The organism is Flavobacterium sp. 90, assembly GCF_004339525.1.
Lineage (GTDB): Bacteria > Bacteroidota > Bacteroidia > Flavobacteriales > Flavobacteriaceae > Flavobacterium.
Map to the genome: position 1 here is coordinate 3,069,760 of NZ_SMGE01000001.1, position 12,856 is coordinate 3,082,615.

Sequence of the window (12,856 nt, forward strand, 5' to 3'; positions counted from 1 at the left end):
TTTATACAATAGATTTGTGAAAATATTTTTATTAAATAAATAAAATTCCGGAGCATTAATTGTTAGGAAATATAAAAAATGAATACTACAAATAATACCAATCAATGGCTGTTTGAAATAACGCCAAAAAATAAGTTCTTCTCATTAAATCTTAGAGAAGTTTGGCAATATAGAGATTTACTGTTTCTGTTTGTTAAACGAGATGTAATAACAGTATATAAACAAACTATTTTAGGGCCGTTATGGTATTTAATTCAGCCTTTGTTTACTTCTATAACATTTACTATAATATTTAATAATGTTGCCGGAATTAATACTGGATCTGTTCCTCCATTTTTATTTAACTTAGCTGGAATTACAGTCTGGAATTATTTTACAGCTTGCCTTAATGGTACTTCGGACACATTTAAGGCCAATGCAGGAATATTTGGTAAAGTTTATTTTCCTAGAATTATTACTCCTTTATCGGTAGTTATTTCTACCTTGATCAAATTCGGAATCCAATTTCTGATTTTTATAGTTTTTTATATTTTCTATTATTTTAATGGAGCTAATTTGTCTATAAATAGTTCAATTTTATTTTTCCCTATTTTGATTATAATTATGGGAATTTTAGGTTTAGGACTAGGAATGTTAATTTCTGCTATGGTCACAAAATATAGAGATTTTAGTAATTTAATTGGTTTTGGTATACAACTGCTGATGTATTTATCTGCAGTTATGTATCCTATGGAATTAATCAAAGAAAAAATACCAAAGTATGGATGGATAGTTGATTATAATCCTTTAGCATATGTAATTGAAACTAGTAGATATATGCTTTTGAATGTAGGCCAAATTTCCATTTTGGGATTAGTTTATACATTGGGAATAACAATTGTCATATTTTTTATAGGCCTTTTAGTTTTTAATAAAACAGAAAAAAGCTTTATCGATACTGTTTAGTTTTTTAGCTAAAAATCGCAATTCAAAATTTATAATTACATTTTACAATTGGAAAAAGATATTATTTTAAAAGCCGAAAATATTTCTAAACAATATCGTTTGGGACAAGTAGGGACTGGTACATTAAGTCATGATTTAAATCGATGGTGGCATCAAGTAAGAGGAAAGGAAAATCCATACTTAAAGATTGGAGATATAAATGATAGATCAACAAAAGGAACCTCTGATTATGTTTGGGCTTTACAGGATATTAATTTTGAAGTTGAGCGTGGAGAAGTTTTAGGAATTATTGGTAAAAATGGTGCAGGAAAATCAACACTTTTAAAAATATTATCTAAAGTCACCGCTCCAACGACCGGAAGTATTAAATCACGTGGAAGAATAGCATCTTTGTTAGAAGTTGGTACCGGTTTTCATGGGGAAATGACAGGTCGTGAAAATATCTTTTTGAATGGTGCTATTTTAGGTATGACCAAGAAAGAAATTACTTCAAAATTAGAGGAAATTATTGAATTCTCAGGTTGTGAGCGTTATATAGATACTCCCGTAAAAAGGTATAGTAGCGGAATGACAGTTCGTTTAGCATTTGCTGTGGCAGCTTTTTTAGAACCAGAGGTTTTGGTTGTCGATGAAGTTTTGGCAGTTGGTGATGCTGAGTTTCAGAAAAAAGCTATTGGTAAAATGCAGGATATTTCTAGAGAAGGAGGAAGGACAGTTTTATTTGTGAGTCATAATATGGCTGCTATAGAAACACTGTGTACGCGAGTCATTAGTATGAATAACGGGTCCATTTTTGAAAATGGAGCACCTACTAAGGTAATTTCAAACTATTTGCAGAGTAGTTCGTTTTCTGAACGTAAGATAAGTTATGATTCTCTTAGTGATGCCAAAGGGAATGAAAATATTAGAATTATGTATGCTGCAATCGAAAATGCTTCATCAATAGATGTAAATGATATTATCGATGTAACTTCATCCATTAATTTTAGATTGAAAATTGTCAATACAACAGAGAAAGAAAGAATTTCTGTTGGATTTGATTTGCGAACTATAAAAGGAGATATCGTTTTTGGTTCGGCTAATAAATTTGATTGTAGTATTGGCAAAGTTGTAGAGATTAATTGTCAAATTCCTGCTAATTTCATGAATGATGATGTTTACCAAATACACTGTTATTTTCATACAAATGAAATGCAATCTTTGTTTTTTGACCAAGAGTTGTTAACTTTTGAAGTAAAAGATGTAAAGAGGGATTCAGGTTATTTGGGGAAAATAAATGGATTTATTAGACCTTCTTTACCTTGGACAATTAAAAATGAAATTTAAAAATGAAGAATATTCTAATTACCCAATCAAATTATATACCATGGAAAGGATATTTTGATGCTATTTCACTAGCAGATGAATTTGTGATATATGATGATATGCAATTTACCAGAAGGGATTGGAGAAACAGGAATATAATAAGAACTTCTAATGGGAATAAATGGTTAACAATTCCTGTTGAAGTCAAGGGAAAATATTTTCAAAAGATAAATGAAACCAAAATATCTGATAAGAATTGGAATAAGGATCATTGGAATATTATAAAGCAAAATTATAGTAAAGCTAGAAGGTTTTTAGATTTTAAAGATTTTTTTGAAGATCTATACTTAAATTCTACGTCACTTTATCTTTCGGAAATAAACTTTAGATTTATTTTTGCTATTTGTGAAATATTGAAGATTCAAACTAATTTCCGTTTTTCCTCTGAATTTGAACTTAAAAATGAACGCTCAGAGCGATTATTAGATATTTGTTTAAATTTAAATGGTACAGATTATTATTCAGGGCCTGCTGCTAAAGCATATATGAATGAACAAATTTTTGATAAGGAAGGAGTGAAAATTCATTATATTGATTATTCAAATTATCCAGAGTACCATCAAATGCATGAGCCATTTGAACATTCTGTTTCTATTTTGGACTTAATCTTTAACGAAGGGTCTAATTCTAAAGATTTTTTAAAATTTAATAAATGAAAGTACTTGCCATTCTTGGTTCAGGAGATTTAGGTCAACAAATTGCACATTATGCTTTATCTGATCATCAATATAGCAAGATTGTTTTTTTTGATGATTTTTGTCTTGAAAAGATGATAAATTTGATTCCTGTAATTGGTAAAATAAAAGACGTTGAGAAAGCCTTTGAACTGAAACAGTTTGATGAATTATTGATAGGAATAGGATATAAACATCTGGCATATAAAAAAAAGATTTTTGAGGAATTTAAAAATAAAATTCCGTTTGGAAAATTGATACATTCAACTGCTTTAATTGATTCAACTGCTTTAATCGAAAGAGGATGTGTAATTTATCCAGGCTGTATAATTGATGCTAAGTCAATAATTAAAGAAAATGTGATTTTGAATATTGGATGCACGATTGCACACGATACAATTATTGGGGCACATTCTTTTTTGTCACCAAGAGTTGCTATTGCGGGATTTGTTACTATTAAAGAACAATGTTTTTTAGGCATCAATTCAACAATTGTAGACAATGTTGATATTGTTAGTAAAACCCAAATAGGAGCAGGATCCTTAGTTATAAAATCAATAGATAAAAATGGGTTATATGTTGGTAATCCAGTGCGATTTGTAAAATAATGATAAATTTTAATAAACCTTATCTAACAGGTAGTGAAACCAGATATATTGAAGACGCAGTTGCATCCGGCAAAATTTCTGGGAACGGTAAATACACTCAATTGTGTCAGCAATTTTTTGAAGAAAACTATGGTTTTGGAAAATGCTTACTAACGACATCTTGTACAGATGCCTTAGAAATGGCGGCGATTTTAATTAACATTCAGCCGGGAGATGAGGTAATAATTCCATCTTATACTTTTGTTTCTACTGCAAATGCTTTTGTGTTAAGAGGTGCAAAAATTATTTTCGCTGATTCTAATGCTGACAATCCAAATATTGATGTAAGTAGTATTGAATCCTTAATTTCGGTAAAAACGAAAGCAATTGTTCCAGTACATTATTCTGGAATTGCTTGTGATATGGATGCTATAATGGAAATTGCATGTCGCCATAATTTATTTGTTATAGAAGATGCAGCACAAGCAATAGACAGTTTTTATATTGGAAAAGATGGTATAAAAAAGGCTTTAGGTTCTATAGGACATTTAGCCGCATTTTCTTTTCATGAAACAAAAAATATAATTTCAGGTGAGGGAGGAATGCTGGTCATTAATGATAAACAATTTGAGAAGAGAGCTGAAATTATTTGGGAAAAAGGAACAAATCGTTCTGCTTTTTTTAGAGGTGAGATAGATAAATATGGATGGGTTGATATTGGGTCATCATTTTTGCCTTCTGAGATAATTGCAGCCTTTTTATGGGCACAAATTGAACACTTGGATAATATCCAACAAAAGCGCAAAACAATTTGGGACAAGTATTATAAAAGCTTAAGTGAAGGCGAAAATAATTACGACTTTCAATTGCCTCAAATTCCTAATTATGCAACTAATAATGCGCATATGTTTTATCTGATTTTTAAATCAGAAGAGAAAAGAATTGAATGTATCTCTCGCTTAAAAAGTAAAAATATTCATGCTGTTTTTCATTATCTAAGCTTGCATAAAAGCCCTTATTATATTGAGAAGTATGATGGAGAAGACTTGTTTTGGAGCAATTATTATTCTGATAGACTATTACGTTTACCATTTTACTACGAGCTTTCAACGAAAGATATTGAGCTAATCATATCAACAATAAAGAATGAGTAAGATAGAAATGTTATTTTTCGGGACCTATTTTACAATGATGTAGCACAATTAGAGATGAATGAATTAAATTTATTTTAAGAATTTTTAGTTAATGTCAGTTAAAATAATTCATATCTGTGAAGATGAAAAGTTTATTAATTCTGCAATTATGCAGTTTGAATTTTGCTTTTCCGGATGTAATACTTTTTATGTAGTACAATCTCAAATCAAAACTGATTTTGTACACGTGAAACCTCAAGAGTTTGTTCATCCATGTACTAAGAAACAATTAATAAACATTGCAGAGACAATTGAAAAATCTGTTATAGTTGTGTTGCATAGTTTATCAGTTCCATTTTATGATTTTGTCTTACAATTACCGAAAGAAAATCCAGTTGTCTGGTTTTGTTTTGGTTTTGAAGTGTATAATGATAAGAACTATTATAAAACTCAAAATTTATTTGATAAGATTACTTGGAGTAAATTTCCAGACTTACAAGTTTCTCAAAAGAAAAGAATAAAAGAGCTGATTAGGCCATATTATCGATTAGTTAATAAAAGACTACCGCTCTCTTCTCAAGAATATAAAAGAAAAGTAATAAAACGAATTGATTTTTTAGGAAGCTCTTTTAAGGAAGAATTCGATTTCGTGAGTAAGTTGATTAAAGAGAAAAAGTATTTTTTTGATTATTGGTATTATCCTATCGAGCAAATTCTAAATGTCTCAGCATCTTTTAAACCATTAAAGAAAACTATTTTAATTGGAAATTCAGGGACTAATACAGGAAATCATTTAGATGTTTTTGACAAAATTAAAAGTTTTAATTTAATTGCAGAGCAGATTGTCGTTCCCTTAAATTATGGTGACTCAAGATATATTGACATTATTTTGAATGAAGGTCAACTCCATTTTTCAGATAAATTTCTTCCTTTACGCCAATTCATTTCTTTACAAGAATACAATACAATTTTGGAAGAAGTTGGTATTGCAATTTTTAATAACAGAAGACAACAAGCTATTGGTAATACAATTGCATTATTATGGTTGGGAGCAAAAGTGTTTTTGAGCAAGCAAAATTCATTTTATGATTTTTTAAAGCGTACAGGAATATATATTTATTGTTATGAAACAGATTTAAATGAGCAAAGTTGTAATCAATTTTTATCTTTAGAACAAGTTGAGCACAACAAAACTATTTTATTTAGTCTTTTAAATCAAGAAAAGTTAGCTGTCGAATTGCAAAATCAAATCTACAGAATTAATGTCTAATCAATTATTTTCAATTTTAATAGCTAATTACAATAATGGACATTTTTTTAAAGATTGCTATTCAAGCATTCTTGATCAAACGTATCAAAATTGGGAAATAATTATTGTAGATGATTGTTCTACAGATGATTCGGTTGCGGTTATTGAAAATATAATTAAAGGTGATTCTAGATTTAAATTGTTTGCTAATCCTATAAATAGAGGTTGTGGTTATACTAAAAATAGATGTGCACAATTAGCTAAGGGAGAGATCTTAGGATTTTTAGATCCTGATGATGCAATTACAAATGATGCTTTGCGAATAATGGTTGAAAAGCATAAAACCAATCCAGAAGTTGCAATTATTACTTCTAAATATGATTTAGTAGATTTAAATATGAGTTTTAAAAATGTAAGCTCACACGGTTGTAGCATTCCATTAGGCAAATCTTATTTAACTTTTGGAGAAGGAGCTCTAACTCATTTTGCTACTTTTAAAAAAGAATGTTTTTTAAAATCTATTGGTATAGATTTTAGGATGAAACGTGCTGTTGATCAAGATCTATATTACAAATTAGAAGAGCAAGGAAAACATTTATTTATAGACAAAGTTTTGTATCATTATCGAATTCATGGCAATAGTATTTCGGCAAACGAAAATCTCTATAAAGCGCAATATTGGCATTTTTATACCATGATAAATGCCTACGAAAGAAGAAAGAGATTTAGCCTTGCAATAGATAATTTTACAGCCTTGCAAATTAATAAACTCAAGTCCAATTATTATTATTCAAGATTTGAAAGGGCTAAAACGAAGAATCAATTTTGTATTAAATATTATTTCTTTTTTAAAAGCATAATTGCTTTTCCAAGATATAATATCAGGTTTAAATTGAAATCGCTTTTCGTATAGAGGACTAATTATAATGTATTTAAGTAATGTGTTTATACTATAATTTGTAACAATCTTTAGATAAATACATATAATTTGCTTTAGCGCAAGCTAATGATAATTAAGAATGTATTACAGCAAAATATAGAAGTCCTGATTAGACAGATCATGTTGCTTAAAATTTGAGAATAAATAAAATTTTAATTTTTTTTAATTAATGATAACCATAATATATCCTTTTAAAAACAGAGAATTACAAAGAATCAAAAGATCTTTAGATTCTTTGGTTAATCAATCGAATAAGGATTTTGATGTTGTTTTTGTTGATTATGGGTCTGATTTTGAAATAGCAGCTTCGGTTAAAGAATTGTTGAAACAATATGAATTTGTAAGGTATATTTATTCTTTTCATAATAATCAACCTTGGTCTCGTGCTAAAGCAATTAATATAGGGATAAGATTTGTAGAAACAGAATATGTTTTTATTGCAGATATAGACATTATTTTTAATAAAAGATTCGTAGATGTTCTATTTGAATTGCAAAATAAAAAAGAGAATGTTTATTTCCAGGTTGGTTATTTAGATAAACATGAAAGTGTTGAGATTAAAGAATTTGATCTTTATACTATCGCATCTAAAAGTATACCGGAAGGGCAAGGCTTATCATTATTCAAATTAGATTCATTATTGAAGGTTGGAGGATTTGATGAGTTTTTTCATTTTTGGGGAGCAGAGGATGAAGATGTGCATTTAAGACTTCAAGAAGCTGGCTTTTCTTCAAAATTTTATAATAATGAAATTTTGCTTTTACACCAATGGCATAAAATTTTTGAAACTTTTGATAATAATAAATTATCAAGTGAACCTAGATTATCAGATGTTTTTAATCTTAATAAACAAAAACTAAGGTTTAATCAAAAGAATCATATCGAAAAACCTAACAATGAAAATTGGGGGAAATTAATTACTGAAAAAGAGTTTCAATTTTTAGATTCAAATGATCAATCTATTGTTTTATTGAATAAAAAACACGTGGTTGAAAATTTCTTGGATATTATTTTGCCAAAGACTAATGCTGAAATTATTAATGTTATTTTTCAGGAGGATCCTTATCAATTGACGTTGAAATACAAAATAAAGAAACTTCTTCGCATTAAAACTCAGGAATATTATTCCTTAAAACAGATTAACGATATGCTTCTAAAAGTTTTGGTAATTTATTATCAGGATTATTTATATAACTACAAGATTAGTTCTGATTTGAAAAGTATTCAATTAAAAATTAGTAAATAATTATTTTGATGCCAGAATTAATCTCGATTATAATTCCAACATATAACAGAGTTCATTTGATAAGTGAAACTCTTGACAGCATTTTGACGCAAACCTATAAAAACTGGGAATGTATTGTTGTTGATGATGGTTCTACAGATAATACCGCTGATATCTTAGCTGAATATATCGAAAGAGATAATAGATTTCAATATCATAAGAGACCCCAAGAAAGACCAAAAGGTCCAAACTCATGTCGAAATTATGGTTTTGAATTGAGTAAAGGTGATTACGTTAAGTGGTTTGATAGCGATGATTTTTTTGTCTTAGATGCTTTTGAAGTTTCAAGTAATTTTTTTTCAAAACTACCTGACTTAATCGTTTCATCATTAGAATTTATAGATTTTAATAAAAAGAAGATAGAAAAAAAACACGTTTTCTTTTCTGAAAATACAATTCAGGATTATTTAACAGGTAAAATTGGTTTTTATATTTGTACTCCAACATGGAAAAAGAGTTTTTTACAAAAGCAACCATATTTATTTGACGAAATGATCACAAATATGGATGATTGGGATTTTAATCTTCGAATGTTATATCAGGATCCTTCAATAATTTATGTAGACAAGCCACTAATTCAATATCGTGTGCATGAAGATTCATTATCTCATGAAATTAGTAAGCTTAACTTCAAAGAGATACAATCCGAATTTAAAGCGATCAGGAAACATTTATTACTGATAGAGGAAAACAAGAAAGCAGATTCCAGAGTTCTAAAAACATATTTAAAGAATCGGCATAAAATTGTACTTAGAGCTGCTTTGGTCGAGAATGATAAGCATAAATTTTCTTATTTGAAAAACCTTTTGATTCTCGAATTTCAGCTTTTTCAATATGTAGAAATAGTAAAAACAATAGTAGGATTTACTATCTACAGTCTTTTTAAAAAAGGTTACAAACTTTTATAATAGTTCAAAAATAATTTAAGCTATGTCCAACTCATTCACAAATATTAAACTTTCAAAAGAAAATCTGGAAAGTTATATTGTTCGAAGTGAAATCTTAAAAGCAGTTTCAAACGTATTTCCCGTATTCGAAGGAGAAGTTTTAGATTCTGGTTGTGGTTCTATGCCCTACAAAGAAATTATTCTTTCTAACCAAAAAGTAAAGAATTATGTAGGTTTGGATATTGAATCAAGTTTGGATTATGAAGGAGTTAGACCTGATTTTTTTTGGGATGGTAAAATTATGCCTTTTGAAGATGCAAGTTTTGATGTAGTATTTTCTACCGAAGTTTTGGAGCATGTACCAAATCCGGATGAATATTTAACGGAAGTTAAAAGAGTTCTTAAACCTGGCGGAATGTTCTTTTTTACAGTACCTTTTTTAATGTCTTTGCATGAAGTTCCTCATGATTATTACAGATATACTCCTTTCTCCTTAGAAATGATTTTTAAACGAGTTGGTTTTACGTCCATAAAAATAAACCCAATGGGAGGTTATAATGCTGCTTTGGCACAAATGCTTGGCTTATGGGTAAATATGTATTTATGGGGAAGAAAAAAGAAATTGATGAGATTTATTGCAAAACCTATCATTAGTTTTTTATATAAAAAAGATAAGGCAGCATCAAATTTTAATAAATCTACGATGATTGTAGGTCTTTCCGGGACAATTATAAAACCAATGAATTAAGAATGAAAATACTTTTAATTTCGATGTCGTCTATTCATGCAATTCGCTGGATAGAAAATTTAAAAGATACTTCTTATGAATTGTATTGGTTTGATGTTATAGGAAAAGGCAAGTTAGAGACTTTAGATTCCGTACATCAATTTACAGATTGGAAGAAGAGGAAAATACCGCATATAAAAGGAGAATTTTTTTTAAGTAAAAAAACACCATTTCTCTATGAAAAAATCCTGCCCTTTGTTGAAGTAACAGCAAATGAAGAATTAGAAAAAATAATTTTAGAAATTCAGCCAGATATTGTTCATAGCTTTGAGATGCAAAATTGCAGTTATCCCATTCTTAAAACAATGCAGAAATATCCAAAAATTAAATGGTTATATTCTTGTTGGGGAAATGATTTGTACTATTTTCAGCAGTTTTCGTCACATTTAAAGAAAATAAAGCAAGTTTTGCAAAGAGTTGATTTCTTGCACACAGATTGTCAGCGAGATTTTATCTTGGCCAAAAAACATGGTTTCTCCGGAATTCATTCCGGGGTTGTTCCAGGAGGAACAGGGTACAAATTAGATGAGTTACAATCATATAAAATTCCAATTTCAGAGCGTAGAATAATTTTAGTAAAGGGTTACGAGCATATTCTTGGAAGAGGGTTAAATATCATAAAGGCATTAAATACTATTCAGGATCGAATTCAAGACTATGAAGTGGTTGTATTTGGAGCGCATAATGAAGTAATTGAGTATATAAAATCAAATCAATTGAATTTTAAAGTTTATGACAGACATGAACTTTCACATCATGAATTGATGCAGTTGATGGGAAAATCGTTATTTTATATTGGTAATAGCATTTCTGATGGAATGCCTAATACGCTTTTGGAGGCAATTGTAATGGGAGCATTTCCTATACAGTCAAATCCAGGTGGAGCAACCGAAGAAATAATTACAAATGGAATAAATGGGTTTCTAATCGAAAATCCAGAATCCGTTTCTGAAATTAAAACACTTATTTTACATGCCATTTCTGATTTTCAAATGGTAGAAAAAGCAGCTATTGAAAATGAAAATATAGTGATGCAAAGATTAGATTATTCAAGTAATAGAATAAAGGTTATAGATATTTATAAGAATATTTTAGAATGCGAGTAGGTTTTAATCCACATAAAGATAAAGTTCAGGAAACATCAGATTATTATCATCAGATTATTATTCCTGTTTATATACCTAATCAGGACGATTATTTTAAAGACGGTTTTGAGATTTTGAAACTATGTCTGAAATCCCTTTTTGCTACAATTCACGATAAAACGTTTATTACAATTGTAAATAATGGCAGTTGTGAATTGATAAAGAATTATTTGGACAGTTTATATGTAGAAAATAAAATTCAAGAGATAATTCATACCGTTAATATTGGAAAGCTTAATGCGATTTTAAAAGGTATTTCCGGGAATAATTTTTCTTTAATTACTATTTCAGATTCAGATGTGCTTTTTTTAGATAATTGGCAAAAAGCAACCTATGATGTTTTTGAAAGTTTTCCTAAAACAGGTGCTGTATGTCCTACACCATCTTCACGATCTTTAAGGTCTAATACGGCAAATATATATTGGGATTTATTTTTTTCTAAAAAACTAAAATTTGCAACTGTTGAGAATCCGGAAGCATTAAAGAAGTTTGCACATAGTGCCGGAAATATTGATTTTTACAATTCTGTTCAATTAAAAAAATACCTCACAATAACAAATCAAGATAAAAAAGCAGTTATTGGAGCAGGACATTTTGTTACAACTTACAGAGCTTCTGTTTTTGATAATTTACAAAATCGATATACAAATTACAAACTTGGAGGAAATAGCGAATCTAAATTTTTGGATATTCCAGTTGTTAGAAATGGTTTTTGGAGATTATCTACTTCCAATAATTATGCTTATCACATGGGAAATGTTATAGAAGATTGGATGTTTGATGAAGTCTCTAAAATAGAACAAAATCATAAAGAATATACAGGTGAGTTAAAATCGATTAAATCAGGTTCTTCTTTTTCTTATTTTATTAAAAGCAGACTTTTTGGGAAGTTCATATTGAATAAAAAAATCATGAAATACTTTTTAATGTCCAAAGGACTCTCAAAAGAAGAGGCGGAAACTTATTTATAAATTGATGGAGAAAATAGAGAATAAAATTAAGATCGCCTATCTTATAACCGCTTATCACAGTTATGATCATCTTAAAAAGTTAATTTCGGCACTTACAGATAATAATGTATTTTTCTACATACACATTGATAAAAATTCTGTAATACCAACCAATTTGGATGATTTTAATAACATTCAGTTTATCAAAAGACATAAAGTTTGGTGGGCTGGCTGGTCGCACCAGAAAGCGATTCTTAACCTAATGGCGGAAGCTTTTAAAGAGAATTATGATTATTATGCTTTAATAAGCGGAAGTGATTATCCCATTAAAAAGAATGATTTTTTATATTCAAAATTAAATGAGGGTGGCGAATTTATCAGTATAAAAGAAGGTTTCCCGTCCGAAATGAAAAAAAGTTGGGTGACAAGATTTTATTTTGATTTGTTTTATAGAAGAAAGCCAAATAAGCCAATTTGGATAAAAATTCTATTAAAAATAGAAAAGAATATTAGCTTATATTTTCCTAAAAAGAATTTTCCGTTTCAAAAAGTTTTTTTTGGACCAACTTGGTGGGTTTTAAGCCATTCAACCGTTGGCTATATATTAGAATTCTTAGATTCTCATCCCGAATATGAGCGTTTTTTTAGAAATTCATATTGTTCTGAAGAGATTTTAATACCAACTATTATTGGAAATTCTGACATTGGAAATTTAAAAGGTAATTTAACTTACGTAGATTGGTCAGTTGATCCGGGTCCGGCTTATATATCTGAAAAACATCTTAATATATTTGAGAGCAATTTTGTGCACAACGAAATGGGAGACAATGAATCTTTTTTTGCCAGAAAATTTAAAAATGATAGTCAGGAACTTTTACAACAAATCGATACCAATCTAAGATCTTAATT

13 protein-coding genes are annotated in these 12,856 nt (G+C 28.9%); all 13 read left to right on the forward strand.

Annotated features, from left to right (window positions below; translation table 11 throughout):
- The first annotated feature begins 78 nt into the window (after window positions 1-78).
- The 13 genes from C8C83_RS12645 to C8C83_RS12705 all read left to right on the forward strand — a co-directional run bounded on the left by C8C83_RS12645 (window position 79) and on the right by C8C83_RS12705 (window position 12,854).
- Complete coding sequence (locus C8C83_RS12645; protein WP_121328872.1) at window positions 79-945, forward strand: ABC transporter permease; 867 nt, start codon at window positions 79-81, stop codon at window positions 943-945.
- A 48-nt stretch (window positions 946-993) separates the two neighbouring features.
- Complete coding sequence (locus C8C83_RS12650) at window positions 994-2,271, forward strand: ABC transporter ATP-binding protein (protein WP_121328873.1); 1,278 nt, start codon at window positions 994-996, stop codon at window positions 2,269-2,271.
- Window positions 2,272-2,273: 2 nt separating this feature from the next.
- Window positions 2,274-2,966, forward strand: a complete 693-nt coding sequence (locus C8C83_RS12655; protein WP_121328874.1) for a WbqC family protein — start codon at window positions 2,274-2,276, stop codon at window positions 2,964-2,966.
- Window positions 2,963-3,592, forward strand: coding sequence for an acetyltransferase (locus C8C83_RS12660; RefSeq protein WP_121328875.1), 630 nt, complete (start codon window positions 2,963-2,965; stop codon window positions 3,590-3,592). The genes C8C83_RS12655 and C8C83_RS12660 overlap by 4 nt, the downstream gene beginning before the upstream one ends.
- A complete protein-coding gene (gene rffA / locus C8C83_RS12665; RefSeq protein ID WP_121328876.1) occupies window positions 3,592-4,725 on the forward strand; it encodes a dTDP-4-amino-4,6-dideoxygalactose transaminase in 1,134 nt (377 codons plus the stop codon). The genes C8C83_RS12660 and rffA overlap by 1 nt, the downstream gene beginning before the upstream one ends.
- Window positions 4,726-4,816: 91 nt before the next feature.
- Window positions 4,817-5,974 (forward strand): TDP-N-acetylfucosamine:lipid II N-acetylfucosaminyltransferase, encoded by a 1,158-nt coding sequence (locus tag C8C83_RS12670; RefSeq protein WP_121328877.1) that lies wholly within the window; start codon window positions 4,817-4,819, stop codon window positions 5,972-5,974.
- Window positions 5,967-6,866 (forward strand): glycosyltransferase, encoded by a 900-nt coding sequence (locus C8C83_RS12675; RefSeq protein ID WP_121328878.1) that lies wholly within the window; start codon window positions 5,967-5,969, stop codon window positions 6,864-6,866. The genes C8C83_RS12670 and C8C83_RS12675 overlap by 8 nt, the downstream gene beginning before the upstream one ends.
- 196 nt (window positions 6,867-7,062) lie before the next feature.
- A complete protein-coding gene (locus tag C8C83_RS12680) occupies window positions 7,063-8,139 on the forward strand; it encodes a glycosyltransferase (protein ID WP_121328879.1) in 1,077 nt (358 codons plus the stop codon).
- 8 nt (window positions 8,140-8,147) lie between these two features.
- A complete protein-coding gene (locus tag C8C83_RS12685; protein ID WP_132011764.1) occupies window positions 8,148-9,086 on the forward strand; it encodes a glycosyltransferase in 939 nt (312 codons plus the stop codon).
- Between the two features lie 22 nt (window positions 9,087-9,108).
- The gene (locus tag C8C83_RS12690; protein WP_121328881.1) at window positions 9,109-9,813 is read left to right on the forward strand and encodes a methyltransferase domain-containing protein; all 705 of its coding nucleotides are present in this window, start codon (window positions 9,109-9,111) and stop codon (window positions 9,811-9,813) included.
- A 2-nt stretch (window positions 9,814-9,815) separates the two neighbouring features.
- A complete protein-coding gene (locus tag C8C83_RS12695; protein ID WP_121328882.1) occupies window positions 9,816-10,958 on the forward strand; it encodes a glycosyltransferase family 4 protein in 1,143 nt (380 codons plus the stop codon).
- On the forward strand, window positions 10,949-11,968 hold the full coding sequence (locus C8C83_RS12700) for a glycosyltransferase family A protein (protein WP_121328883.1): 1,020 nt from the start codon (window positions 10,949-10,951) through the stop codon (window positions 11,966-11,968). Before C8C83_RS12695 ends, C8C83_RS12700 begins: the two co-directional genes overlap by 10 nt.
- Window positions 11,969-11,972: 4 nt before the next feature.
- Complete coding sequence (locus tag C8C83_RS12705; RefSeq protein ID WP_121328884.1) at window positions 11,973-12,854, forward strand: beta-1,6-N-acetylglucosaminyltransferase; 882 nt, start codon at window positions 11,973-11,975, stop codon at window positions 12,852-12,854.
- Window positions 12,855-12,856: the final 2 nt, after the last annotated feature.